The organism is Variovorax sp. GrIS 2.14 (genome assembly GCF_046115955.1).
In the GTDB taxonomy this organism is placed as follows: Bacteria; Pseudomonadota; Gammaproteobacteria; order Burkholderiales; family Burkholderiaceae_C; genus Variovorax.
Map to the genome: position 1 here is coordinate 277,618 of NZ_JBJXIA010000003.1, position 25,591 is coordinate 303,208.

A 25,591-nucleotide genomic window follows, 5' to 3' on the forward strand; every position below is an offset into this window, starting at 1 on the left:
CCAAAAGCCTCGACGCCCATGAACGCACCCGTGCCCGCCCTTGCCCTCGAGACACCGGAGATCGACATCAGCGACGATCCGCAGTGGTATCGCGATGCCGTGATTTACCAGCTCAACGTCAAGGCGTTTTTCGACACCAACGACGACGGCGTCGGCGACTTCAAGGGCGTGACGGCCAAGCTCGACTACGTAAAGGATCTGGGCGTCAACACGATCTGGCTGATGCCTTTCTATCCGTCGCCGCTGCGGGACGACGGCTACGACATTGCCGGATACGACGATGTGCATCCACAGTACGGCACGCTGGCCGACTTCCGCGAAATGATGGCCGAGGCGCACAAGCGCGGCTTGCGCGTCATCACCGAACTGGTCATCAACCACACCTCGGACCAGCACCCGTGGTTTCAGGCAGCACGCAATGCGCCGCCCGGCTCGCCCGAGCGGAACTTCTACGTGTGGAGCGACACCGACCAGATCTACCAGGGCACGCGGATCATCTTCACCGACACGGAGAAGTCGAACTGGACGTGGGACCCGGTTGCCAAGCAGTTCTTTTGGCATCGCTTTTTCAGTCATCAGCCCGACCTGAATTTCGACAACCCGGCGGTGATGGAGGCGGTGCTGAAGACCATGCGCTTCTGGCTCGACCTGGGTGTCGACGGGTTCCGGCTCGACGCCATTCCCTACCTGATCGAGCGTGACGGCACGAGCAACGAAAACCTGCCTGAGACGCACGCGGTCATCAAGCAGTTGCGCGCCGCCATCGATGCCGAATACAAGAACCGCTTCTTGCTGGCCGAGGCCAACATGTGGCCTGAAGACGTGCGCGAATATTTCGGCGACGGCGACGAATGCCACATGGCGTACCACTTCCCGTTGATGCCGCGCATGTACATGGCGATCGCGCAGGAAGACCGCCACCCGATCGTCGAAATCATGCAGCAGACGCCGGAGATTCCGGATGGCTGCCAGTGGGCTATCTTCTTGCGCAACCACGACGAGCTCACGCTCGAAATGGTGACCAGCAAAGAGCGAGACTACATGTACACGATGTACGCCGCCGACATGCGCGCGCGCATCAACCTGGGCATTCGGCGCCGCCTCGCGCCACTGATGGAAAACGACATCGATCGCGTCAAGCTCATGAACGGCATGTTGCTGTCGATGCCGGGCTCGCCGATCATTTATTACGGCGATGAAATCGGCATGGGCGACAACGTGTTCGTCGGCGACCGCAACGGCGTGCGCACCCCGATGCAATGGAGCCCCGACCGCAATGCCGGTTTCTCGCGTGCCGACCCGCAGCGCTTGTATCTGCAGCCGATCATGGACGCGATGTACGGCTACGAGGCGCTCAACGTCGAGGCGCAGGCGCGCGACAGCAGCTCGCTGCTCAACTGGACCAAGCGCATGCTGGCTGTGCGCAAGACCAGCTTCGCCTTCGGCCGCGGCAAGCGTATTTTTCTGAAGCCGGGCAACCGCAAAATCCTCGCGTACCTGAGCATCCATGAAGACGAAACGCTGTTGCACGTGTTCAATCTGTCGCGCGCTGCGCAGCCGGTCGAACTCGATCTTTCGGCCTATAAAACGCGCGTGCCGGTCGAAATGCTCGGCCGCACCTCGTTCCCGCCCATCGGCGAGCTGCCTTACATGCTCACGCTGCCGTCGTTCGGCTTCTACTGGTTCCGTCTGGCGAGCGATGCCGCGATGCCGAGCTGGCACCAGGAAGAGGTGGCGCTGCAAGACCGGCCGACGCTCGTGCTGTTCGACGGCTGGACCAGCTTTTTCCGGGAGCGCGTGATGCCGTGGCGCATGGGCATGGCTGACCGCATGCGCGTGCAGTTCGAGACCGACACGCTGCCGCGTCACATCGAAATCCAGCGCTGGTATGCAACCAAAGCTACCGCCGTGTCGCGCGCCAGGCTGGCCGACTACGCTGTCTGGGAGATGCCTGGCTCCAGCTGGATGCTGCCCATCCTGAAGCTCGACGGACCACCGGACGACGACACTTATTTCATGCCGCTTGCGCTGGCATGGGAAGACACCGAAGAAGAGCGCGTGACGCGGCTCACGCCGGCCGCACTCGCCAAGATCCGGCAGCAGGCCAACGTCGGGGTCATGGCCGATGCGTTCTACGACGAGCCATTCTGTCGCGCTTTGGTGCAGGCGATCGAGGTCGGCAAGGAACTGACCACCGTCGGCGGCAAGATGAAATTCAGCGCTACCGCCGCCTTCAAGGCTGCCAACATCGACGTGCGCGAGATGCCGGTGTCGCGCCCGAGTGCGATGAGCAGCAATACCGTCGTCACGCTGGACGACACCCTCTTCCTGAAGGGCTATCGCCGGCTGCGCGAGGGTGTGAACCCCGAGCTCGAGATGGGTCGTTTCCTGACCGATGTCGTGCACTACCCAAACTGCGTTCCCGTGCTCGGCGCACTTGAATACTTTGGCACCGATGGCCGCGTGATGACGCTGGCGCTGGTGCAGTCGCATGTGCAGAACCAGGGCGACGGCTGGGACTACACGCTCGGCTATCTCGAACGCTATCTGGAAGAGTTGCGTACCGCGGGCGCTGCAGCCGGCGAGGAGCTATCGACGGTCAAGGCGCATGGTGGTTTCCTGGCACTGGCTGCGATGCTGGGCAAGCGCACGGCTGAGCTGCACCTGGCATTGGCCACGCGCACCGGCGATGCAGCCTTCGATCCCGAGCCGCTGGCGGCGGCGGACGTGGCCGGCTATCGCGACCGCGCCGTCGCCGAATCGAACAGCACCCAGGCCTTGATGCGCGAACGCATCGGGCAGCTGCCGGCATCGGTTCAGGTCTATGCGCAGGCATTCCTGTCGAGCGGCGCGGCCCTGCAGACACAGCTCGCTGCAGCGCACGGTGCCTCGCAGGTCGGCGGTATCAAGACGCGCTACCACGGCGACTACCACCTGGGGCAGGTGCTGGTCACGGCCAACGACTTCGTCATCATCGATTTCGAGGGCGAGCCGGCCCGCACCTTCCAGGAGCGGCGCGCCAAGGGCTCGCCACTGCGCGACGTGGCCGGCATGCTGCGGTCGTTCAACTACGCACGTTGGTCGGCACTGCGCCGCATCGCGCAGACCGCTGAAGAGCTGGAGCGGCTCGAGCCCGACGCCAAGGCCTGGGAATCCGCAACGCGCGATGCCTTTTTGCAAGCGTATACGGCGACCCTGTCCGGTAAGGGCGCGGCAGCGATCGATATCGAATTGCTGCGTCTGTTCGAAATCGAAAAGGCGCTGTACGAGCTGCGCTACGAACTCAACAATCGCATCGACTGGGCTCAGGTTCCGCTGCAAGGCGTGCTGGCACTGATCGACTCGAACGCCGCGCGCTGAGGCGCGTTCGTTCCTTCACTGGAGACACATCATGGAAAGCTTCGGCATCCAACTCGAACCCTTGCGCGCCGTACTGTTTCAGGTCGGTGCCTTCATCCCGCGACTGTTGATCGCCATCGTGGTGATCATCGGTGGCTGGCTGATCGCCAAGGTGGTGCGGCTGGTCGTCACCAAGGCATTGCGCGCCATCAACTTCAACGTGCTCACGGAGCGCGCGGGGCTCGACAACTTTTTGCGGCAGGGCGGCGTGGCGAGCGACACCACTGCCATCTTCGGCATCCTGGCGTACTGGCTTGTCATCCTCGCGGCGCTGCTGATCGCCTTCAACGGCCTGGGCCTGACCTACATCACCGACTTGTTGGGGCGCGTGGTCTGGTTCGTGCCCAACGTGTTCGTCGCGCTGCTGGTGCTGGCCTTCGGCTCGTACTTCGCCAAGTTCGTCGGCGACACCGTGCTGGCCTATTGCCGCAACATCAAGCTGCAGGACGCGGCCTTCGTCGCCAAGCTCGCGCAGTACGCCATCATGGTTTTCGTGGTGCTCATCGCGCTTGACCAGGTCAGGGTCGGCGGCGACATCGTGCGGCAAAGTTTCCTGGTGATTCTGGGCGGCATCGTTTTTGCATTGGCACTGGCCTTTGGCCTCGGCGGCAAGGACTGGGCGGCCGAACGCATCGAGCAGTGGTGGCCGCGTGACAAGAAAAACATCAAGGACTCCGTGGACGACAAGCTCCGATGAAGACCACTGAACTGGTCAGCGCATGAAGCGCAGACACGCCATGCCTTTCGGCGCGACGGTGTTGGCCGAGGGCGGAGTTTCGTTTCGCCTGTGGGCGCCGTCGATGACACCTGTGGTGCTGCAGCGTGAGCCGCAGGCCGGTCATACAGAGGCGCCGGTCGAGCATCCGATGCTTCTGGGAACCGATGGGTTTCACTCGGTCACCGTGCCCGAGGCGAGTGCCGGCGACCTCTACCGCTTCCGCATGCCCGATGGATTGCGCGCGCCCGATCCGGCATCGCGTTACAACCCGAACGATGTGCACGGCGCCAGCCAGGTCATCGACACGGGGGCCTATGAATGGCGCGACGAAGCTTGGCGCGGCCGCCCGTGGTCGGAAGCGGTGATCTACGAACTGCATATCGGCACGTTCACGCCCAAAGGCACTTTCACGGCCGCCACTGCGCGACTTGCGGCACTCGCCGAACTGGGCGTGACGACGATCGAGGTGATGCCGCTCGCCGACTTCCCCGGCCTGCGCAACTGGGGCTACGACGGCGTGCTGCAGTACGCGCCCGATGCGACCTACGGCACACCCGACGAGCTCAAGGCGTTCGTCGACGCAGCCCACGGGTTCGGCCTGATGGTCTTGATCGACGTGGTCTACAACCACTTCGGGCCTGAAGGCAATTACCTGCATGCGTACTGCCCGCAGTTCTTCAATCCTGCGCACCAGACGCCGTGGGGTTCGGCCATCAATTACGACGGCGAAGCATCGCGCACGGTACGCGACTTCTTCGTGCACAACGCGTTGTACTGGGTCGAGGAATATCACTTCGACGGTCTGCGCATGGACGCCATCCACGCCATCCGCGACGACTCGCCACAGCACATCATTCGCGAAGTGACAGAGACCTTGCGCGCCGGTCCGGGGCGCACGCGGCACATCCACGTGGTGCTCGAAAACGAACTCAACGAAGCGTCGTTTCTGGAGCGTGACGACGATGGCCATCCGCGCGACGGCACGGCCCAGTGGAACGACGACCTACACCACGCGGCCCACGTGCTGACCACTGGTGAAACCGATGGCTACTACGGTGACTACGCCGACGTACCGGTCGCGCAATTCGGCCGCGCGCTGGCGGAAGGCTTCGTCTACCAGGGCCAGCCTTCGCCCTACCGCGAAGGCGAGACGCGGGGCGAGTCGTCGATGCATTTGCCGTCGGCGGCCTTCGTATCGTTCTTGCAGACGCACGACCAGATCGGCAACCGCGCTTTCGGCGAGCGCATTCATGCACTCGGCGACGAGGTCTTGCTGCACGCCGCTTATGCGTGCGTGCTGTTGTCGCCGCATGCACCGATGCTCTTCATGGGCGAGGAGTACGCAGCGTCGACGCCGTTCCAATACTTCTGCGATTTCGGGCCTGAGCTCGCCGAGGCCGTGTCGAATGGTCGGCGCGAGGAGTTCGGCCGCTTCGCGACCTTCTCGACCGATGAAGCCCGCGCGCGCATTCCCGATCCGAACGCCGAGTCGACGTTCCTCGCGTCGAAGCTGCGATGGGACGAGCGCGAGATCGAACCGCATGCGCGGTGGCTGCGCTTCATCGGTGAGTTGCTGGCCGTGCGACAGCGTGCGGTGGTGCCGCATCTGACGGGCCTGCGCGGTGCCGGCACCTTTTCGTGCGATGGAGATGGTGGGATTCTTCGAGTCGTCTGGCAGCTCGACGGCGAGCTTGCGGCGGCCACCACGCTCTATGTGCTGGCCAACTTCGGCCGCGACAGCGCTGACGGCATCGTCATGCCGCGCGGCCACATGATCTACAGGTCGGACGCAGAACCGACCGGCGACGCCACCTTGCGCCTCGCGCGCGGTGGCGTTTTAGTCACCCTCGAGGAGCCTTCGAATGTCTAGTCCCCGCGCGCACAGCGACATCGAGGCCGTGCAGCGCCTCTGCGCGCACTTCGGTATCTCGACCGACTATCACGACGTGTGGGGCAACCACCATCGCGTCGCGCGAGAGCATCTCGTGGGCTTGCTCGCGGAGTTCGATGTGGTGCTCGACGACACGCTCGATGCGACAGCGGCACTCGATGCAGCTCAACGTGGCGACTGGTCCGAGACGCTCCCGCCGGTGCTGGCCATGCAGGCGGGCGCCGCCGAATGGTCCATCGCGCTGCGCCTGCCGGCGACCGCGCACCACGTGCGCTGGCGGCTCGAAGAGGAGGGCGGCGCAGTGCACGGCGGCGAGATCGATGCGCGCGCGTTGCCCGATACCGCCTATGCGGAGCTCGATGGCATCGGCTGGTACGAACGTCGGCTGACGATGACGCTGCGTCTGCCCGCGGGCTATCACCGTTTCAGCATCGAGGGCGCCACCGCGCCGCATGGCGGAGCCGTCGCAGGCACTTCGACTGGCAAGCCGGGCGAGCCCTATGTTCACGCCACGACACTCGTCATCAGCGCGCCCGAACACTGTCATCGGCCGGTCGCACTGCAAGGCGAGGGTCGCATCTGGGGGCCAGCGGTGCAGCTCTATTCGCTGCGCTCCCAGCACAACTGGGGCATCGGTGACTTCGGCGATCTGGCGCAACTGGTCGGCATCATGGCCGAGCGCGGCGCCGACATCATCGGCCTGAGCCCGCTGCATGCGCTGTTCTCGCACAACCCCGCGCATGCCAGCCCGTACAGCCCGTCGTCGCGGCAGCAGATCAACGTGCTGTACATCGACGTGCAGGCGGCCGATGAGTTCAACGCGTGCGATCCGGCGCGGCGCCTGGTGCGCTCGGCCAGTTTCCAGTCACGCCTGGCCGACCTGCGAGCGACATCTCTGGTCGACTATCCCGGCGTGGCTGCCGCCAAGTTCGAAGTGCTCGAACTCCTGTTCGCGCACTTCCGCGCGCAGCATGTGTCGGCCGACGGCCAGAGCGCTTCGACCGATTCGCGCAGCACGCGTGGCGAAGCTTTCTTCGCCTTTGTCGAAGAGCGAGGCGAGGCCTTGCGTCGGCATGCGCTGTTCGAGGCGTTGCAAGCGCACTTTCACCTGATCGACGACTCGATCTGGGGCTGGCCGGTGTGGCCCGATGCCTACCGCGACCCGGCTTCGCCCGAGGTCGCCGCATTCGCCTCGGAGCATGCCGATCGCGTGCTGTTCCATCTCTACCTGCAATGGGTCGCCGTCGAGCAACTGGTGCGGGTGAACTCGCGTTGCAAGGCGCTCGGACTCGGCATCGGCCTCTTCCTGGATCTTGCTGTGTCTGTCGATCGCGGTGGCTCCGATGTGTGGGGCGAGCCGTCGGCTTTCGGTGCTGGCGCCAGCGTCGGCGCGCCGCCGGACGAGTTCAATCCGAACGGCCAGAGCTGGGGCTTGCCGCCCTTGCGGCCAGACCATCTGCGCGCCAGCGGCTACCGCATCTTCATCGAGACCTTGCGCGCCAACATGCGCGGTGCGGGCGCCTTGCGTATCGACCACGTGATGGGGCTGATGCGCCTGTTTTGGGTGCCCCAAGGACGCACCGCACGCGATGGCGCTTATGTGCACTACGCGCTGCACGAGATGATGGCGATCGTCGCGCTCGAGAGCCAACGCAACCATTGCATGGTGGTGGGCGAAGACCTCGGCACCGTGGCCGACGAGATGCGCGCAGCGCTGTCCCGGTCCGAAGTGCATTCGTATCGCCTCTTGTACTTCGAGCGCTGGCCCAACGGCGACTTCAAAGCGCCTGCCGAGTACCCGCGTCATGCGCTGGTCGCCGTCAGCACGCACGACCTGGCCACGCTGGCCGGCTGGTGGTCGAGCCACGACCTGCGCCTGCGCTGGCAACTCGGCTTGTTCCCCGATGAGCAAACCTTCGAAAAGCAATTGCTCGATCGTGCGCAGGAGCGCGTGCGCCTGCTGCTGGCGGTGCAGCATGCCGGGCTGCTGACGGGCGAGCAGGTGGCCGAGGCGACCGGCAGCCAGACCTTGCCTTCGCTCGCGGTGCAGGCCGTGCACCTGTACCTGGCGATGGCGCCCTCGGCGCTGATGCTGGTCCAGCTCGAAGACGCTCTGGGTTCGGTCGAGCAGGCCAACCTGCCCGGCACGACCGACCAGCAGCCGAACTGGCGTCGCAAGCTGCCGATCGATCTCGATGCCGTCGGTGCCGATGGCGATGCGCGCAAGCTGTTCGACGCGATGGCCCAGGTGCGACCGCGTGCAGCCGTGGCGGGTTCCGCGATGGCCGCGGGCTTGCAGACACGCGTGCCGCGCGCCACTTACCGGCTCCAGTTCCACAAGGATTTCGGCTTCGACGATGCGGTCCGCATCCTTCCGTATCTCGCGCAGCTCGGCGTGAGCCATGTGTACTGCTCGCCGATCCAGCGGGCACGCGCCGGCAGCATGCACGGCTACGACGTGGTGGCGCACGACGAAATCAACCCGGAGATCGGCGGTGCCGAAGGCTTCGCGCGATTCATCGGTGCCCTGCGGCAGCACGGGCTCGGGCAATTGCTCGACATGGTGCCAAACCACATGGGCGTGCTGGGCGCCGACAACGCATGGTGGCTCGACGTGCTCGAGAACGGCCAGGCGTCGCACTTCGCGCAACACTTCGACATCGACTGGCAACCGCTCAACATCGAGCTCACCGGCAAGGTGCTGCTGCCTGTGCTGGGCGGCCACTACGGCGAGGTGCTGCAGAACGGCGAGATCGCGCTGCGCTTCGACGCTGCCGAGGGCAGCCTGGCGCTCAACTATTTCGAGCATCGATTTCCGCTGGCGCCCGAGAGCTATACCGACGTGTTGCTGGCTGCATCGCGACACGTCGAAGACGCCGATGTCGCAGCGGGTGCCGCGAGCATCGCGTCGGCCTTTGGCCATCTGCCGGGTCGCAATGAAACCGAGCCGCAGGCGCGCGCCGAGCGTGCGCGCGACAAGGAGCTGCTGAAGGCGCGCCTGGCGCGTCTGTGCACCAGGTCACCAGCGCTGACCGAAGCCATCGCAGCGTCGGTCGACACGGTGAACAGCGATGACACTCGCGATCGGTTGCACGCGTTGATCGAAGCGCAGGCCTATCGTCTGGCTTACTGGCGCGTTGCGGCGGACGAGATCAACTACCGCCGCTTCTTCGACATCAACGATCTGGCCGCGTTGCGCATGGAGCGCGACGAGGTGTTCGAGGACACGCAATCATTCGCTCTCGACCTGGCTGCAGCCGGCGTGGTGGACGGGCTGCGTATCGACCATCCCGATGGTCTGTACGACCCGGCCCGCTACTTCCTGCAATTGCAGCAAGGCTATGCGCGGAGGGCGCGCCTGACGTTGCCCGATGTCGATGTGCAGGGTCGACCGGCGCGCCCGCTCTATGTCGTCGCAGAGAAGATCGCGGCGGCCAACGAAGAGGTGCCGGAGAGCTGGCATGTGCACGGCACCACGGGCTACCGCTTTGCCAACGTCGCCAACGGCGTGCTGGTCGATGCCGCGGCGGGGCCTGAGGTCGAACGCATCTGGCGCGACTTCAGCGGTGTCGATGCGTGCTTCGAGGCGCTCTCGCATGTCGGCAAGCGCGACGTGATTCGCACCGCGCTGGCGTCCGAACTCAACGTGCTCGCGACAGAGTTGGTGCGCCTCGCGCGCGCCGATCGCAGCACGCGCGACTACACGCTCAACGCGCTACGCCGCGCACTCGCCGAGGTCGCGGTGTGCCTGCCGGTGTACCGCACGTACTTCGTGCACAGCGCTTCGGAGCAAGACCAGCACTTCATCGCGCGCGCGGTGGAAGAGGCGCGGCGGCAGAGCCAGGACTCGGACTTGTCGGTGTTCGACTTCGTGCACCAGAGCCTGCTGGGCGAAGCCGTGCCGCTGGCATCGGCTGATTTGCAAGGGCGCGTGCACCACTTCGCGCGGCGCTTCCAGCAGTTCAGCGCACCGGTGTCGGCCAAGGGGGTCGAAGACACGGCCTTCTACCGTTACTTTCCGCTGAGTTCGCTGAACGAAGTGGGCGGCGAGCCGGGCACCTTCGGCATGACGGTGACCGAGTTTCACAGCGCCAGTGCCGACCGCGCGCTGCGCTGGCCGCACACCATGCTGGCGACGTCCACGCACGACAACAAGCGCTCCGAAGACGTGCGCAACCGCATCGACGTTCTTTCAGAAATGCCGGCTGCGTGGCAGGCCGCGATGACGCGATGGTCGGAGATGAACCAGCGCGTGCGCGACCGGCTTGAAGCCGAAGGCGCGCCGAGCGATTCACCTTCGCGTGCCGACGAATACCTGCTCTACCAAACCCTGCTCGGCACGCTACCGCCCGATGGATTCGACGATGAAACGCTCGCGCCGTATGCCGAGCGCATCGTGCAATACCTGTTGAAGGCGGCGCGCGAATCGAAATCGCACACGCGGTGGACCGCCCCCAACGAGGCCTACGAAGCGGCGCTCGAAGGCTTCGTACGCGGGCTGCTGTCCGGCGTGCAGGGCAACGTGTTCCTGCGCGATTTGCAGGCTTTTGGCGATACCGTGGCCTGGCTCGGCGCGTGGAACAGCATCACGCTGATGTTGCTCAAGTACGGCTCGCCGGGCGTTCCCGATCTGTACCAGGGCAACGAGTTGATGGACCTGAGCCTGGTCGATCCGGACAACCGCCGACCGGTCGACTACGACTGCCGACAACGCTGGCTGCAACAGCTCGATGACTTGCCGCAAGGGCGGGGTCTGGCCGATGAAGTGGGCTCGCTGGCACGCGCACCGCACGATGGAAGGGCCAAGCTGTGGGTGGTGCGGCGCCTCCTGGCATTGCGTCGCGACAAGTCTGCTTTGTTCCGCGACGGCGGGTATGCCGCGCTCGGCATCGACGGCCCGAAGTCCGAGCATGCATTGGCGTTCGAGCGGCGGCTCGACGACGATGTGCTCATCGTCGCGGCGGTGCGCCGATTCGCAGGGCTCACTGCGACGACCGGGCCGGAGAACGGCGTACCTGCATTGCCGGGTGGCGAGGTCTGGCAGGGCACGGTGCTTCGTCCGCCGAATGCGCCCGAAGGCAGCGCGTGGGAAAACTTGTTGACCGGCGAACGCCTGGTCGTCGAGCAAGGTGCGCTGCAGCTCTCATCGTTGTTCGGCAAGTTCCCCGGCGCGGCGCTCGTGCCGTGGTCGGATCGTTCGGCCTGAAGCGTCGATGCTTCAGGAGATGCCGGGCGTCACAGCAAGTCGCTCGGTACGAACCAGGAGAAGAACAGCAGCTTGAGCCGCACGATCATGCTGGCCTCGGGCTCGTCGTCGAAGACATCGTCGGTGCCGTCCGTGCTGAACCACTGAACCTGGTCGGTGCCGGGCTTCAACTTGAGTCTGTACACGCCCTGGGCTTCATCGATCTGAAACGCTTCGATGAGCTGGTGCGCCAGCTCGAAGCTTTGCACCCGAACGCCTAACTCGGTGTTGAGGCGGGCCGAACGCGGATCGAAATTCATCGAGCCGACCAGCACCGATTCGCGATCGATCAGCGCGAGCTTTGCGTGCAAGCGGCCTCGCGATTGTGCGAACGTCTTGCGCAAGTTGAGGCTGCGCTTGATCTGCACCGAGCTCACTTCGTACAGCTCGACGCCGAGCTTGACCATCGCGACCCGGTAGTTGTTGTAGTTGATGTTGACCAGTGGCTCGTCGGTGTCGGCAAGCGAATTGGTCCCCACTGTCATGTTGACGCCGCGCCCGCGCAGCCGCCGCATCTGATCGAGGCCGGCATCGCCAGGAATGAAGTACGGCGAGATCACCACGATGTCGGATTTGGCGGTGTCGAAGAGCGTGTGCGTGCGGTCGGCCAGCGTCTGCGGCGAGCTGAAGCGGCCGGTGATGGAACTGCCGCTGCCTTCATCGAGCGCCTTCAATGGACTGTCGGCGGCCGCGGTCGCGCTGGCACGGATGAGTTCGATGCGGCCTTGCGCCAAGGCGGCGCCGATGGGCGCATCGCCGAACATGTCGGCGTCGGGCACGGGCTCCGGTTCTGGTGCCGAAGTCGGCGCAGTCAGCACGTCGAAGTTGGCGCGCAGCTGTTCTCGTGAGGCGTGTGGCACGACGATGCGCGCCAACGAATAGACCACCTCGCTGTTCCAGTAGGTGTCGAAGAGCGCCGACAGTTCGGTCACGACCGACCCGGCCATCATCAGGTCGAGGTCGATGAAGTTGTCGCCGGCACCGCGCAGGAAGTATTCGTCGGCGAGATTGCGACCGCCCGCGATCGCCATCGCGCCGTCGGCCACGAAGAGCTTGTTGTGCATGCGGTGGTTGAGTCGCCGGAACTCGCTGGCAAAGCTGATCCAGCGCGTCGCCATGCTCTCGCGGCCGGAGGCGAACGGGTTGAACAGGCGCACTTCGACATTCGGGTAAGACGCCAGGCCGAGGAGCATCGGATCGAGGCCGCCCGTGTAGAAATCGTCCAGCAGCAAGCGCACCCGCACACCGCGCAAGGCGGCGTTGCGCAGTTCTCGCAAGATCAATTTGCCGGTCTTGTCGTTGCCGAGCAGGTAGTACTGCAGGTCGAGCGACGACTGTGCGCGGCGGATGAGCTGCAGCCGCGCATCGAGGGCGAACTCGGGTTGCGGCAGGGCACGAATGCCCGACAGCGCGGTGCTCCCGTCGGGAGGCTCGGCACGGTAGGGCGCGGTGAGGCGCCCCAGTTCGGTCGTGGTCGATGCCGCGATTGCATGCACCGGTGGCGCGGTCGAAGGTGCGGGCAAACCGGCACAGGCGTTGAGCAGCAGCACGGCCAGGGCGAATGACCAGCGCCAGAGGGACGAGCCGCAGTGAAAGACGATGCGCATGCAGTTCCGGCGGTTGAAGACAATCAAGACGATGAGGGGGTCGGGATCGCAGTGGCCCGGGAACCGGAGCATATGCGGGTGTAGACACCTGCAGCAAAATCGATCCGATGAAACGACACATCCTGAAGGTCGCCGCTTTCCAGTCGATCGCTGCGCTGTTGGCGCAAGGGCTCGTGAGTGTGCCTGCCGGTGCCCAGACTGCGACGGATACGGCGCCCACGCTGCCCACGTTGCCCGCAATCACCGTGTCGACGCCCCGTGGCGCTGCCTCGCCTTTCGATGTCGCCGGCTCCGTCGACCGGGTCGAAGGCAGCGATCTGCGCAACGACAAGCTGCAGGTCAACCTCTCTGAAAGTCTGGGCGCGGTGCCCGGCCTGCTGGTGCAGAACCGCCAGAACTATGCGCAAGACCTGCAGTTGTCCATACGCGGCTTCGGTGCCCGATCGACCTTCGGCGTGCGTGGGGTGCGCATCTACGTCGACGGCGTTCCGGCCACGTTGCCGGACGGGCAAGGCCAGACGTCGAACATCGATATCGGCTCGGTCGATCGCGTCGAGGTGCTGCGCGGACCTTTCTCGGCGCTCTACGGCAACTCGTCGGGCGGCGTGATGCAGGTGTTCACCGAAAACGGAGCGGGACCACCCAAGCTCAGCTATTCGTTTGCCGCTGGCGCCTACGGTGCGTTGCGCCAAAGCACGATGGTCAGCGGCTCGTCCGGCGCCGTCGATTACTTGCTAAGCGGCAGCCACTTCAGCATCGATGGTTACCGCGCGCACAGCGCCGCGCAACGCGACATCGTCAACGGCAAGCTGGGCATCGCGCTGGACAACGGCGACAAGCTCACGCTGGTGGTCAACAGCGTCCACTTGAAGGCGCAAGACGCACTCGGCCTCACGGCGGACCAGTACGCGATGGCGCCCCGCAGCGCGCCACTCGCGGTGCAATACGACACGCGCAAGACGGTCGATCAGACCCAGGCCGGCCTGACCTACGAGCGGCGCATCGACGCGTCGCAAACGTTGCGTCTGATGGTCTACACGGGCGAGCGAAAGACGACGCAGTTTCAGGCGATCCCGCCATCGGCTCAATTGAATCCGCTGCAGTCGGGCGGCGTGATCAATCTGGCACGCGACTACGGCGGCATCGACTTGCGCTGGTCTGCCAAGCTGCAACTGGCTGACCGTCCCTTCGACATCGTCGCGGGCCTGGCGTACGACAGCCTGCGCGAATGGCGTACGGGCTATGAAAACTACATCGGTCGCATCACGGCGCCCATCCTCGGCGTGCAGGGCCGGCTGCGTAGAAACGAGCGCAACACGGTGTGGAACCTGGACCCCTACGCGCAGGCGACGTGGCAGTTCGCCGAGCGCTGGACGCTCGAAGCCGGCGTGCGACGCAGTGCGGTGCACTTCGATTCGCAAGACCGCTACATCATCGGCGCCAACGGCAATGACAGCGGCAGCGCCCGGTACGAAAAGACCTTGCCTGTCGTGTCACTGCGCTACGAGGTGACACCGGATGTGGCGGTGTACACCTCGGCCGGTCGCGGTTTCGAGACGCCGACGCTCAACGAGCTGTCGTACCGCGCTGGCGGCGCCAGCGGACTCAACTTCGCGTTGCAGCCGGCCGTCAACGACAGCGTGGAAGTGGGGGTCAAGGCCAAGGTCGGCGGTGGGTTGCTGACCGCCGCGTTGTTCCGCACCGGCACGCGCGACGAAATCGTCACCAACACCAACATCGGCGGTCGCGCCACCTTTCAGAACGCGGGGCGTACCCGTCGCGATGGGTTCGAATTGGGGTGGCAACACGAGACCGCGAACTATTGGCGCACGCAGCTCGCCTACACCTTGCTCGACGCGCGTTACCGGGATCAGTTCTGCTCGCCGTCACCTTGTGCCGCGAACAACACCGTGGCGGCCGGCAATCGAATACCTGGCATCGCGAGGCAGTCGGTCTTCGCGTCGTTCGGCTGGGCGCCTCCGGAGGGCTGGCATGCCGGTGCGGAGCTGCGGGCACTGAGCCGCATCCAGGCCAACGATGTCAACAACGCGCGCGCGCCAGGCTACATGCTGGCCGCACTCGAAGCGGGCTATGCGAAGCGGCTCGAGCATTGGGAGTTGAACGCCTTCGCGCGGGTCGACAACCTGTTCAACCGACGCTATGTCGGCTCGGTCATCGTGAACGAAGGCAATGCGCGCTACTACGAGCCGGCGCCCGGCCGCAACTGGACGGTGGGCGCGGGCGCTTCCTATCGCTTCTGAGGGGATGCACGCCGGCTTTCAAAGCCGGCAATGGGCTGCGAGTTGCAGGGACAAGGCGGCTGAGGGTCCCGCACACCAGCGCCACAGGCTAGGCTGCAAAGCAAGTTCGCATTCCAGAGCCGTCAATGACCGCCGTGACTTACCGAGCCTGACGTTCCAACTTTTTAAAGACCTTCTATGCCAGACGACGAACGCTGTTGCGGAACCGGTACCTGCATCATCGATGCGCGGGGCCACTGCTGGTGCGGCCAACAATGGGACGGAGAAAAAATGTGCCGTCCCAGCCAGCTCGGAGCACCCTCTGGCACGCCCGAAGCGCCGCAAAAGCAGCTGGGCACCCAAGCAGAATCCCCTTGACCGCAACTGTCCCTCGGGGCCCGACCCGTTGGGCCCAGGTGCTTGGCTACGGCGGCTTGATGCCGTTCGCCGGGCTCGCGTTTGCGGTCTGGCTGCTGGAGCCGACCGACCGTGCCCGCAGCCTTTCAGCTCTGGTGGCCTACGGCGCTTCCATCCTCGGTTTTTTGGGTGCCGTCCACTGGGGCCTTGTCATGCGCGATGCGTCGGGTGGTCGGTCGACCGGTTCGCTCGTGTGGGGCGTGACACCCGCTCTGGTCGCCTGGATCGCGTTGCTGATTGACCCGGCAACGGGTCTCTGGGTGGTCGTCGCCGGACTTTGGGCATGTTTTGCGGTGGACCGCGTGACGTACCCCGATTTCGGAGTTCGCGGCTGGTTGCCGATGCGTCTGGTGCTGACTGTGGTCGCGAGTCTTTGCTGCGCTGCGGGGGCGATCAGGGTGATGCAATGAATGCGCCGCAACAGATTGCGCTGCGACCGAACATCACGACCGGGTGCCGACCTGCCGCGACAGGGTCTACGTGATGCCGAGCCCTGATGCCGCCATGACAGGCCTCAGCGATGCAGATATCTCGCGCATCGTTGAAATGGCCTGGGAAGATCGCACCGCATTCGAGGCGATCGCGCTGCAGTTCGGTCTGAACGACTCGGCGGTCGTCGCCCTCATGAGGCGTCAATTGAAGCCCGCCTCGTTCAGGACCTGGCGCAAACGAATGGCCGGCCGGGTGACCAAACATGCGGCGCTGCGCAGCGCCGAAGTGCTGCGCCACCGCGCGACCCACACCCGGCAGTAGCGAGCGTCGCCCGCCTTACAGGCCAGCGGCTGCCCGCAGCTTGGGCGCGATGCTGGTGTTTTCCCAGGTGAACTCGGGCTCTTCGCGGCCGAAGTGGCCGTAGGCGGCAGTCTTCTGGTAAATCGGGCGGAGCAGGTCGAGCATCTGGATGATCCCCTTGGGACGCAGGTCGAAATGCTCGCGCACCAGGGCGGCGATCTTCTCGTCGGAGATCAGGCCAGTGCCTTCGGTGTAGACCGTGATGTTCATCGGCTCGGCCACGCCGATCGCATAGGCCACCTGGATCTGGCACTGCCGCGCGATGCCGGCGGCCACGATGTTCTTGGCCACGTAACGTGCAGCGTAGGCGGCCGAGCGGTCGACCTTCGACGGGTCCTTGCCCGAGAACGCGCCACCGCCGTGCGGGCAGGCGCCGCCGTAGGTGTCGACGATGATCTTTCGCCCTGTGAGGCCGCAATCGCCTTGCGGACCGCCGATGACAAAGCGGCCGGTCGGGTTGATCAGGTAGCGGGTGTTCTTCAGCCATTCCTTCGGTAGCACCGGTTTGATGATCTCTTCGATGATGGCTTCGGTGAACGAGGCCTTCATCTTGGTTTGCGTCTCGCTCTGGTCAGGATGGTGCTGGGTGGAAAGCACCACGGTGTCGATACTGTGCGGCTTGCCATCGAGGTAGCGCATGGTCACCTGGCTCTTGGCATCGGGGCGCAGGAAAGGCAGACGGCCGTCCTTGCGCAATTGCGCCTGGCGTTCCACGAGGCGATGTGCGTAGTAGATGGGCGCGGGCATTAGCTCGGGCGTCTCGTCGCAGGCGTAGCCGAACATCAGGCCCTGATCGCCGGCGCCGGTGTTCAGGTGGTCGTCCGATGCGTGGTCGACGCCTTGCGCGATGTCGTTGGACTGCTTGTCGTAGCAGACCATCACGGCGCAACCCTTGTAGTCGATGCCGTACTCGGTGTTGTCGTAGCCGATGCGCTTGATGGTGTCGCGCGCCACCTGGATGTAGTCGACGTGCGCGTTGGTGGTGATCTCGCCGGCGAGCACCACCAGGCCGGTGTTGGTCAGCGTTTCGGCAGCCACCCGGCTGCGCGGGTCCTGCTCGAAAATCGCATCGAGGATCGCGTCAGAAATCTGGTCGGCAACCTTGTCGGGGTGGCCTTCGGAGACGGATTCGGAAGTGAAGAGAAAGTCATTCGCCATTTTTTGAAACTCCATCAAAGTTGAAAAGGCGCGTTGCCGATTCCTTTGGGATCTCTGGCGAACGCTTTAGCAGAATGCCGATATGGCAATGCACAATCGCCCGGCGCTTGTGCGTGTCGCCCTGCAAGTAGTTCCATTAACTCAGCGACAATTTGCATTCTATTCGAGCTGCGCCGGGTGCGCATCGCCTGTGAATTCCATGTGCCGATGCGCATGCTTCGTGTTTCAAAACCCCCCTCGTTTTCGATGATCACTCTGTTCCGCCTGCTCGCCCGCGTGCCGCTGCCATGGATGCATCGGATCGGCGCGGGGCTGGGCTGGCTGGTGTATGCGTGCTCTCCGACTTACCGCGGACGCATGAAGGCCAATGCCGAGGCGGCGGGTTTCACGCGTGCGCAATACCGGCCGGCCATCGGCGCGGCCGGCAAGATGGTCGCGGAGCTACCGTGGCTCTGGCTGCGACCACCCGGCGTCAGTGTGCTGACGCGTGTGCGCTGGTTCAATGAAGACGTGTTCGAGCAGGCACTCGCCACGGGGCGCGGCGTCATTCTCGCGACGCCCCATGTCGGCAGCTGGGAGATGATCGGTCAGGCCATCGCGGAGCGCTTCGCACCGGAGCACGGGCCGCTCACCGTGCTGTACCGCCCGGCGCGCAAGGCCTGGCTTGCGGACCTCACCGCAGGGTCGCGCGACCGGCCCGGCCTGAAGGCGCTGCCCACCACGCTGGCCGGCGTGCGCGGCCTGATGCGCGTGATGCGCAGCGGCGGCTACACCGGTCTGTTGCCCGACCAGGTCCCACCGCAAGGGCAGGGCGTGTGGGCGCCGTTCTTCGGCCGGCCGGCCTACACCATGACCTTGCTGGCCCGCCTTGCGCAGCAGACCGGCGCGCAGGTCCTCATGACCTGGTGCGAACGGCTGCCCGATGCGCGTTTTGTGATCCACTTCGAGGCAGTCGATGCGCCCGCGCTGCACGACGCCGGCGCGACACCCGAGGCCGCCGCCACCGCAATGAATGAGACCTTGATGCGACTGATCGAACGACTGCCCGGACAGTACCTTTGGGGCTATGGCCGCTACAAGCGACCGAGGGACGAAGCGTGAGCCTGGGTGCCAAGCTCGGCATCGGCTTCATGCGCATGCTGGCGCACGTGCCGCTGCCATTGATTCGCGGTTTCGGTGCCGCCATGGGCGTCTTGCTTCACACCGTCGCGCGACCGCGGCGGCACGTGGTCGACGTCAACCTGAAGCTCTGCTTTCCGGACTGGACGCCGCAACGCCGCCGCCGCGTGGCGCGCGAAACCTTCGTGCATGTGGCACAGGCCTGGCTCGATCGCAGCTGGCTGTGGCATGCGCCGCTCGCAGTGGTCCAGGCGCGGTTGAATCTGCACGGCGCCTTGAGCGAGCTCGAAGGCGAGGCGCCGACCATCGTGTTCGCGCCGCACTTCTGTGGGCTCGATGCGGGCGGCACGGCGCTGTCGATCGGCGTTCCGCGCCCATGGACCTCGATCTTCACGCCGCAGCGCAATCCGCTTATCAACGACTGGCTGGAAGTGGGCCGCACGCGCTTTCATCGCGAGGTGCGGGTGTTCGATCGCACCTCGGGCGTGAAGCCGATCGTGAGCGGCTTGCGCAAGGGCGGTTTGTTGTACCTGCTGCCCGACATGAATTTTGGGCCGCAGGAGTCGATCTTCGTGCCGTTTTACGGGGTGCCGGCGGCCACTGTGCCGTCGCTGTCGCGCTTCGCCCGGCTGGGTCGCGCGAAGATCGTGCCGGTGCTCTCGCGGATGACGAAGACCGGCTACGACATCGAAGTGCTCCCATCGTGGCAGAACTTTCCGACCGACGATGTGGAGGCCGATACCGCCTTGATGAACAAGCGTCTCGAAGGCTACATAGACACCATGCCGTCGCAGTATTACTGGGTACACCGGCGTTTCAAGACGCGGCCTGACGGCGAGCCCGCGGTCTATTGACCGCTGGGTGGCCGGCTATCGATTCAGGAAAGTCTCGATCTCCCGTGCCACCAGCGCGGGCTGCTCGTGGACGATCCAGTGGGTCGCGTTCGGCACCTTCTTGACCGTCAGATTCGGCACGTAGTCTTCAAGCCCATCGAGCAGGCCCGGCAGCAGCGCGGCATCGTCGAGCGCCCAGAAGACGAAGGTCGGCACATCCACGGTGAAGCGCTCGCGCGGGAGCACGGGAATGCTGTCGATCCACCCCCCTGCCGCATCAGGCAAAGGCGGCTTCATCGGTGTCACGCGGTACAGGTTGCAAGCACCGGTCAGTCCGGCGCTCCACACCTCGCGGTACTGGTCCTTGACCGCTTCGGTGAGCCAGCCGAAGCCGTCCGGGCCTGCCTTCATCAAAGTGAAGAACGGCCACATGCGCTTGAAGTCGTCGGCTGCCAGCAAAACCTCGGCATCGGGCCGCGACAGGAAGTGCATGTAGCCACTGGCCTTCTGCTGCGCCGGGTTGTCACGCAACTCCCGCATGAAGGTGCCGGGATGCGGCGAATTGATGATGACCAGCTTGCCGACCTGCGCCGGAAAGGCGTTGCCGTAACCCCATGCGAACGCGCCGCCCCAGTCGTGAGCGACCAGCGCGGCCATGCTGCCGTCGGCGCTTTCGGTGGCGACAAGTTGCTGGATGTCCTGGATCAATAGATGCGCCTTGTAGCTGGCCACGTCGGTCGGTGCGCTGGACTTTTCGAAGCCACGCAGATTGGGCGCGACACAGCGATAACCACCGTGCGCATCGCTCGAAAAATACGCGAGCAACTCGTCCCAGATGAACGCTGCCTCCGGAAAGCCGTGCAGAAATACCATCAAGGGCCGTCCCGGCTTGCCGGCGGCCCGGCAGCTCAGCGTGGTGCCGTTGGGCAAGGTGCGTTGAAAGGTCTCGATCATCAGTTCGTCTCCTGTTGTTTTGACTCAGTCTGGATCGGCAGGCGCCTCTTTCGCCGCCGGCTCGGGCACTTCAGGATGGGCCCAACGCCAGATCAACTCGGCCGCCTCGCCGACGCCCTGTTTTTTCAGGGCGGAGAACAGTTTGACCTCGCCGCCGCCGCTCTGCAGTCGCGCAATCGACAGCGCCTTGGCGCCTTCGGAGCGGGTCAGCTTGTCGGACTTGGTGAGCAGCACGAGAAACTTCAGCCCCTCCGCCACGCGGGGACGAATCACGTCGAGCAGGATCTCGTCGAGCTCGGTCAGGCCATGTCGCGGGTCGCACATCAACACGACGCCGCGCAGCGTTTCGCGCGTCATGAGGTAGTTGCCCATCACGCGTTGCCATCGCAGCTTGGCTTCTTTGGGCACGGCTGCGTAGCCGTAGCCGGGCAAGTCGGCCAGCACGGCATCGTCGACCTTTTGCTTGCCGAGGCCGAAGAGGTTGATGTGCTGGGTGCGGCCCGGCGTCTTCGAGGCGAAGGCCAGCCGCGTTTGCTGCGTCAGCGTGTTGATGGCAGTGGACTTGCCCGCGTTGGAGCGCCCGACGAAAGCGAATTCCGGGAGGTCGAGCGGCGGTAAGTGTTCCAGTTGCGGTGCACTGGTCAAGAAATGGGCGGTGTGCAGCCAGCCGAGCGCGATGCGTTCGCGTTCTGCTGTAGCGGGGTCCGGGCCGGGCCGGGTGTGGGCCGGCTTCGGCAAAGGGGTGGTCATCTGTTGGCTTTCGGAACGGGGCGCCATTGTAGAATCGCGCGGTTTTGCGCCATAAATTCGAGCCCCCGATATGAAGTTTGTTGCCCATTTTCTGCTTGCAGCCCTCATGGGCATCGCCGTCAGTCCGAGCTTCGCTGCAGACGAGCCCGCAGCCGCGCCGGCCAAGCCAGCCAAGCCGGATCTGGTCAAAGGCGAGGCGGCGTTCGCTGCCAAGGCCTGCGCTTCGTGCCATAACGCGGACGGTAACTCGGCGGTGCCGGCCAACCCCAAGCTGGCGCAACAACACCCGGAGTATTTGTACAAGCAGTTGGTCGAGTTCAAGGCCGGCAAGCGCAAGAACGCGGTCATGCAGGGAATGGCCGCCACGTTGAGCGACGGTGAAATGCGCGACATCTCGTGGTTCATGGGCTCCACAAAAATGAAGCCAGGTTTCGCTAAAGACAAGGCCACGGTCGCACTTGGAGAAAAGATCTATCGCGGCGGCATCGCCGATCGCCAGATCCCAGCTTGTGCCGGTTGCCACAGTCCCGATGGCGCGGGTATTCCCGCACAGTACCCGCGGCTCGGAGGCCAGCACGCCGACTACATCGCGACCGAACTCACCATGTTTCGCGATAACGTCCGCACGAACAGTATCCAGATGACGGGTGTCGCTGCCAAGCTCAACGACCGCGAGATCAAGGCTGTGTCTGATTACATCGCCGGATTGCGCTGAACTCGCCCCCAGGTTGGCTCACTGCGTGTAGCCGCCCACCCCCTACCGGGGGCAGCACCAGCGGCCCGGCTAAGCCGGTTCCGCGGTGCTTCACGAACAGAAGCGCATGAAACGCAGCATTCGTTTTTTTGAACTAACCGCCAATAAATCAGACCAACAGGCGGGCTTATCCAGGGGGATGGCCCGCTTTTTTGCTTTCATGTCCATCTCCACCCACGGTCTTCGTGTTCGTCGCGGCCCGCAATCGCTTCGCGCGGCGGTGGAACTGTTTTCGTCGATGCGGTTCGCGATCTCTTTGCTGACCATCATCTGCATCGCATCGATCATCGGCACGGTGCTGAAGCAGCACGAACCGATCGGCAATTACATCAACCAGTTCGGCCCGTTTTGGTCCGAGCTTTTTCATGCCGCCAAGCTCGATTCGATTTACGGCGCTTGGTGGTTTTTACTGATCCTGCTTTTTCTGGTGATCAGCACGTCGTTGTGCATCGGGCGCAACACGCCGCGTATCGCGGCCGACCTCAAGACTTTCAAGGAAGACATCCGCGCGCAGAGCCTGAAGGCTTTCGGCCAGCGCGCCGAAACGGTGCTGGCTGAAACGCCGGAGGCCGCGGCCAATCGCATCGGGCAGTTGCTCGCGGGCGGCGGCTGGAAGGTGAAGCTGCAGCGGCGGGACTTGTCGGCGAGCGCCGCCAACGGCTCGCCGGATGCTTCAGGCTGGATGGTCGCTGCGCGCGCCGGCGGCGCCCACAAGCTAGGCTACATCGCGGCCCACAGCGCCATCGTCTTGATATGCCTTGGCGGCCTGCTCGATGGCGACCTCGTGGTGCGTGCGCAGACCTGGTTCAACGGCAAGAGCGTGTTCACCGGCGGCGGCATGATCGCCGACGTCGCGCCAGAGCATCGCCTGTCTGCCAGCAATCCGACCTTTCGCGGCAACATCCTGGTGCCCGAGGGCGGCCGATCGAGTGTCGCGATCCTGAACCAGTCCGACGGTGTATTGCTGCAGGAGCTGCCGTTCTCGATCGAACTCAAGAAGTTCATCGTCGACTACTACTCGACCGGCATGCCCAAGCTCTTTGCCAGCGAAGTGGTGCTGCACGACCGCGAAACCGGCAAGGAGACGCCGGCGCGCATCGAAGTGAACCACCCGGCGAGCTACAAGGGCGTCGAGATCTACCAGTCGAGCTTCGACGATGGCGGATCGAGCGTGAAGCTCAAGGCGGTGCCGATGGCGGCCGCCGCCAAGCCTTTCGAGGTCGAAGGCGTGATCGGCGGGCCGTCCGTCGACATCACCAACGGGGCCGACAAGCTCACGCTCGAGTTTGCCGCGCTGCGGGTTATCAACGTCGAGAACTTTGCCGACCCGCAGGCCAACGGCGCGGTCGACGTGCGCAAGGTCGACCTTCGGCACGATTTCGAGTCGCGCCTGGGTGCCGCGAACAAAACCGACAAGCCCAAGACGCTGCGCAACATCGGCCCGAGCATCGGCTACAAGCTGCGCGACGCAGCGGGGCAGGCACGCGAGTACCAGAACTACATGATCCCGGTCGACACGGGCGACGGCCAGCCGGTGTTCTTGCTCGGCATGCGCGAACGGCCCGAAGATCAGTTCCGTTACCTGCGCGTGCCGGCCGACGATCAAGGCTCGATGGATGGCTTCGTGCGCATGCGAAGCGCGCTGGCCGACCCGGCCCTGCGGGCCCGCGCCATCGATCGCTACATCGCGCGCGCCGCCGATCCGAAGCGGCCAGAACTCGGCGAGCAGCTGCGTACCTCGGCGACGCGCGCGCTGGCCTTGTTCTCCGGCGCTGAACGAGCACGCTCCGACGCGGTGAGCGCCGGCGGCTGGCAGGCCATCGCCGAGTTCATGGAGGTCAATGTGCCGAAGGCCGAGCGCGAGCGGGCCGGCGCGGTGCTGGTACGCATCCTGAACGACGTGCTGTTCGAGGTGCTCAACCTGAGCCGCGAAACGGCGGGCCTCGCTGCCTTGCCGCCCGATGACAAGTCGCAGGCTTTCCTGACGCAATCGGTGCTGGCGATAAGCGACGCGCACTTCTATCCGGCGCCGGTCGCGATGATGATGACGGACTTCAAGCAGGTGCAGGCGAGCGTGTTCCAGGTGGCGCGCGCGCCGGGCAAGAGCGTGGTCTATCTCGGCTGCCTGTTGCTCATCACCGGCATTTTTGCGATGCTGTACGTACGCGAGCGTCGGCTCTGGATCTGGCTTTCGCCGAAACGCGCCGAGGGTGACGTGGTGTCGGGCACCGACGCATCGATGGCCTTTTCGGTGAACCGCAAAACGCTCGACAGCGACCGTGAGTTCGAGCATCTGAAGCACAAGTTGCTGGCCTTCTCGAAGCAGAATCCGGTTTCTCCAGTTTCCCCAGACTCCCCCCAGACTCCCTGACAACGCGGGTATCCAGGACAAAGCGCATGAACACGACGACCCTCACTCTCAACGACAGCTGGCGGTCGCGCCGCGACACCTTCGATTGGGTGTTTGCCACGCTGGTGCTGGCCGGCGGGCTCTTCGCGTTCACGCGCTACGGCGCCTCGATGGACTATTACGAAAAGCCCATCCTGCTGGCCGCGATGGTCGCCGGCGTGTCGCTCGGCTGGTTCTGGCGGCCGCTGCGGGTGTTGGCCCTGGTCGTCGCCTTCGCGTCGCTGCTGGCGATCAGCTCGTACCAGGGTGACCTCGGGCGTGCCGATTCGGTGTTCTGGCTCAAGTACTTCCTGTCGAGCCAGTCGGCCATCCTGTGGATGAGCGTGCTGTTCTTCATGAGCACGACCTTTTACTGGCTCGGCTTGTTCGGGGGACGTCAAGGCAACGCATTCGAACTCATCGGCTCTCGCATTGCCTGGGCCGGCGTCACCATGGCGCTGATCGGCACCATGGTTCGCTGGTACGAGAGCCACCTGCTCGGCCCCGACATCGGCCACATCCCTGTCAGCAACCTGTACGAAGTCTTTGTGCTCTTCAGCTGGCTGACGACCAGCTTCTATCTCTACTTCGAATCGACCTACAAGACTCGCTCGATGGGCGCCTTCGTGATGCTGGTGGTCAGTGCGGCGGTCGGCTTTTTACTCTGGTACACGCTGGTCAAAGGCGCACATGAGATCCAGCCGCTGGTGCCGGCGCTGCAAAGCTGGTGGATGAAGTTGCACGTGCCCGCCAACTTCATCGGCTACGGCACTTTCTCGCTGGCCGCGATGGTCGCTTTTGCCTACCTCATCAAGGAACAGGCGCAAGAAAAACGCTGGTACAAGCTCACGCCCATCTGGCTGCTGGGTGTGGCGCTCTGCTTCGTGCCGGTGGCGTTTCGCCAGCGTGTGCAGGAAGCCGGCGGCAGTTACTGGGTGGTGTATGCGGGCATCTCGGCGCTGATCGCCGCCGGCATTTTGCTGGGTCGCAGGCGCATCGCCGCACGGTTGCCGTCGAACGAGGTGCTGGACGATGTCATGTACAAGTCCATCACCGTGGGCTTCGCCTTCTTCACGATCGCGACGGTGCTCGGCGCGCTGTGGGCGGCGGACGCCTGGGGCGGCTACTGGAGTTGGGACCCGAAGGAAACCTGGGCGCTGATCGTCTGGCTCAACTACGCGGCCTGGCTGCACATGCGGCTCGTCAAGGGTTTGCGCGGCACGGTGGCGGCCTGGTGGGCGCTGGGTGGCCTGGCGGTGACCACCTTCGCGTTCCTGGGCGTCAACATGTTCCTGAGCGGGTTGCACAGCTACGGGACGTTGTAG

General features: G+C 64.6%; 17 protein-coding genes. 12 read left to right on the top strand and 5 right to left on the bottom strand.

Translation table 11 applies throughout. The features are described from left to right. Positions 1 to 18 precede the first annotated feature (18 nt). Genes treS through RCH10_RS07345 form a run of 4 tightly spaced genes read left to right on the top strand, consistent with a single transcriptional unit; the run spans position 19 to position 11,214 of the window. Positions 19 to 3,360, top strand: a complete 3,342-nt coding sequence (gene treS, locus RCH10_RS07330) for a maltose alpha-D-glucosyltransferase (protein ID WP_409051879.1) — start codon at positions 19 to 21, stop codon at positions 3,358 to 3,360. Positions 3,361 to 3,391: 31 nt separating this feature from the next. Continuing rightward, positions 3,392 to 4,096 (top strand): mechanosensitive ion channel family protein, encoded by a 705-nt coding sequence (locus tag RCH10_RS07335; protein WP_323494720.1) that lies wholly within the window; start codon positions 3,392 to 3,394, stop codon positions 4,094 to 4,096. A 22-nt stretch (positions 4,097 to 4,118) separates the two neighbouring features. Further along, positions 4,119 to 5,987 carry a malto-oligosyltrehalose trehalohydrolase gene (gene treZ / locus RCH10_RS07340; RefSeq protein ID WP_409051880.1) on the top strand — a complete coding sequence of 623 codons (1,869 nt, stop codon included), beginning with the start codon at positions 4,119 to 4,121 and terminating at the stop codon, positions 5,985 to 5,987. Then, on the top strand, positions 5,980 to 11,214 hold the full coding sequence (locus RCH10_RS07345) for a malto-oligosyltrehalose synthase (RefSeq protein ID WP_409051881.1): 5,235 nt from the start codon (positions 5,980 to 5,982) through the stop codon (positions 11,212 to 11,214). The genes treZ and RCH10_RS07345 overlap by 8 nt, the downstream gene beginning before the upstream one ends. Before the next feature lie 29 nt (positions 11,215 to 11,243). Here the strand turns inward: RCH10_RS07345 and RCH10_RS07350 are convergent, their stop codons facing one another. Further along, positions 11,244 to 12,860: a phospholipase D family protein gene (locus RCH10_RS07350; RefSeq protein WP_409051882.1), complete on the bottom strand. Its 1,617-nt coding sequence runs from the start codon at positions 12,858 to 12,860 to the stop codon at positions 11,244 to 11,246. A 107-nt stretch (positions 12,861 to 12,967) separates the two neighbouring features. On the opposite strand from RCH10_RS07350, the gene RCH10_RS07355 reads away from it, so the two are divergent. From RCH10_RS07355 to RCH10_RS07365, 3 genes are all read left to right on the top strand, one after another. Further along, complete coding sequence (locus tag RCH10_RS07355) at positions 12,968 to 15,121, top strand: TonB-dependent receptor domain-containing protein (protein ID WP_409051883.1); 2,154 nt, start codon at positions 12,968 to 12,970, stop codon at positions 15,119 to 15,121. Between the two features lie 353 nt (positions 15,122 to 15,474). Continuing rightward, positions 15,475 to 15,927, top strand: coding sequence for a DUF3429 domain-containing protein (locus tag RCH10_RS07360; protein WP_323494715.1), 453 nt, complete (start codon positions 15,475 to 15,477; stop codon positions 15,925 to 15,927). Between the two features lie 43 nt (positions 15,928 to 15,970). Then, positions 15,971 to 16,270, top strand: coding sequence for a TIGR03643 family protein (locus RCH10_RS07365; protein WP_409051884.1), 300 nt, complete (start codon positions 15,971 to 15,973; stop codon positions 16,268 to 16,270). 15 nt (positions 16,271 to 16,285) lie between these two features. Here the strand turns inward: RCH10_RS07365 and metK are convergent, their stop codons facing one another. Both metK and RCH10_RS07375 read right to left on the bottom strand, forming a co-directional pair. Beyond that, positions 16,286 to 17,467, bottom strand: coding sequence for a methionine adenosyltransferase (metK, locus tag RCH10_RS07370; protein ID WP_187054503.1), 1,182 nt, complete (start codon positions 17,465 to 17,467; stop codon positions 16,286 to 16,288). A 14-nt stretch (positions 17,468 to 17,481) separates the two neighbouring features. Continuing rightward, entirely contained in the window at positions 17,482 to 17,721 is a 240-nt protein-coding gene (locus tag RCH10_RS07375) for a hypothetical protein (RefSeq protein WP_323494712.1), read from the bottom strand. On the opposite strand from RCH10_RS07375, the gene RCH10_RS07380 reads away from it, so the two are divergent. Beyond that, positions 17,714 to 18,568 carry a lysophospholipid acyltransferase family protein gene (locus RCH10_RS07380; RefSeq protein ID WP_187054504.1) on the top strand — a complete coding sequence of 285 codons (855 nt, stop codon included), beginning with the start codon at positions 17,714 to 17,716 and terminating at the stop codon, positions 18,566 to 18,568. The two genes, RCH10_RS07375 and RCH10_RS07380, sit on opposite strands and share 8 nt — an antisense overlap. After that, the gene (locus RCH10_RS07385) at positions 18,565 to 19,440 is read left to right on the top strand and encodes a lipid A biosynthesis acyltransferase (protein WP_187054505.1); all 876 of its coding nucleotides are present in this window, start codon (positions 18,565 to 18,567) and stop codon (positions 19,438 to 19,440) included. Before RCH10_RS07380 ends, RCH10_RS07385 begins: the two co-directional genes overlap by 4 nt. Before the next feature lie 15 nt (positions 19,441 to 19,455). Here the strand turns inward: RCH10_RS07385 and RCH10_RS07390 are convergent, their stop codons facing one another. Both RCH10_RS07390 and yihA read right to left on the bottom strand, forming a co-directional pair. After that, the gene (locus RCH10_RS07390) at positions 19,456 to 20,373 is read right to left on the bottom strand and encodes an alpha/beta fold hydrolase (protein ID WP_409051885.1); all 918 of its coding nucleotides are present in this window, start codon (positions 20,371 to 20,373) and stop codon (positions 19,456 to 19,458) included. Positions 20,374 to 20,397: 24 nt separating this feature from the next. Continuing rightward, the gene (gene yihA / locus RCH10_RS07395; RefSeq protein ID WP_323494708.1) at positions 20,398 to 21,123 is read right to left on the bottom strand and encodes a ribosome biogenesis GTP-binding protein YihA/YsxC; all 726 of its coding nucleotides are present in this window, start codon (positions 21,121 to 21,123) and stop codon (positions 20,398 to 20,400) included. A gap of 70 nt (positions 21,124 to 21,193) precedes the next feature. Between yihA and RCH10_RS07400 the strand changes: the two genes are divergently transcribed. The 3 genes from RCH10_RS07400 to ccsB all read left to right on the top strand — a co-directional run bounded on the left by RCH10_RS07400 (position 21,194) and on the right by ccsB (position 25,591). Further along, positions 21,194 to 21,838 carry a c-type cytochrome gene (locus tag RCH10_RS07400; RefSeq protein WP_409051886.1) on the top strand — a complete coding sequence of 215 codons (645 nt, stop codon included), beginning with the start codon at positions 21,194 to 21,196 and terminating at the stop codon, positions 21,836 to 21,838. Between the two features lie 199 nt (positions 21,839 to 22,037). After that, positions 22,038 to 24,248 (top strand): cytochrome c biogenesis protein ResB, encoded by a 2,211-nt coding sequence (locus RCH10_RS07405; protein ID WP_409051887.1) that lies wholly within the window; start codon positions 22,038 to 22,040, stop codon positions 24,246 to 24,248. 26 nt (positions 24,249 to 24,274) lie between these two features. After that, positions 24,275 to 25,591 carry a c-type cytochrome biogenesis protein CcsB gene (gene ccsB, locus RCH10_RS07410; protein ID WP_409051888.1) on the top strand — a complete coding sequence of 439 codons (1,317 nt, stop codon included), beginning with the start codon at positions 24,275 to 24,277 and terminating at the stop codon, positions 25,589 to 25,591.

Excerpts from the sequence above, each read along its gene's own strand:
- treS (WP_409051879.1), top strand. The coding sequence starts at position 19 with ATGAACGCACCCGTGCCCGCCCTTGCCCTCGAGACACCGGAGATCGAC.
- RCH10_RS07335 (WP_323494720.1), top strand. The coding sequence starts at position 3,392 with ATGGAAAGCTTCGGCATCCAACTCGAACCCTTGCGCGCCGTACTGTTT.
- treZ (WP_409051880.1), top strand. The coding sequence starts at position 4,119 with ATGAAGCGCAGACACGCCATGCCTTTCGGCGCGACGGTGTTGGCCGAG.
- RCH10_RS07345 (WP_409051881.1), top strand. The coding sequence starts at position 5,980 with ATGTCTAGTCCCCGCGCGCACAGCGACATCGAGGCCGTGCAGCGCCTC.
- RCH10_RS07350 (WP_409051882.1), bottom strand. The coding sequence starts at position 12,860 with ATGCGCATCGTCTTTCACTGCGGCTCGTCCCTCTGGCGCTGGTCATTC.
- RCH10_RS07355 (WP_409051883.1), top strand. The coding sequence starts at position 12,968 with ATGAAACGACACATCCTGAAGGTCGCCGCTTTCCAGTCGATCGCTGCG.
- metK (WP_187054503.1), bottom strand. The coding sequence starts at position 17,467 with ATGGCGAATGACTTTCTCTTCACTTCCGAATCCGTCTCCGAAGGCCAC.
- RCH10_RS07380 (WP_187054504.1), top strand. The coding sequence starts at position 17,714 with ATGATCACTCTGTTCCGCCTGCTCGCCCGCGTGCCGCTGCCATGGATG.
- RCH10_RS07390 (WP_409051885.1), bottom strand. The coding sequence starts at position 20,373 with ATGATCGAGACCTTTCAACGCACCTTGCCCAACGGCACCACGCTGAGC.
- yihA (WP_323494708.1), bottom strand. The coding sequence starts at position 21,123 with ATGACCACCCCTTTGCCGAAGCCGGCCCACACCCGGCCCGGCCCGGAC.
- RCH10_RS07400 (WP_409051886.1), top strand. The coding sequence starts at position 21,194 with ATGAAGTTTGTTGCCCATTTTCTGCTTGCAGCCCTCATGGGCATCGCC.
- RCH10_RS07405 (WP_409051887.1), top strand. The coding sequence starts at position 22,038 with ATGTCCATCTCCACCCACGGTCTTCGTGTTCGTCGCGGCCCGCAATCG.
- ccsB (WP_409051888.1), top strand. The coding sequence starts at position 24,275 with ATGAACACGACGACCCTCACTCTCAACGACAGCTGGCGGTCGCGCCGC.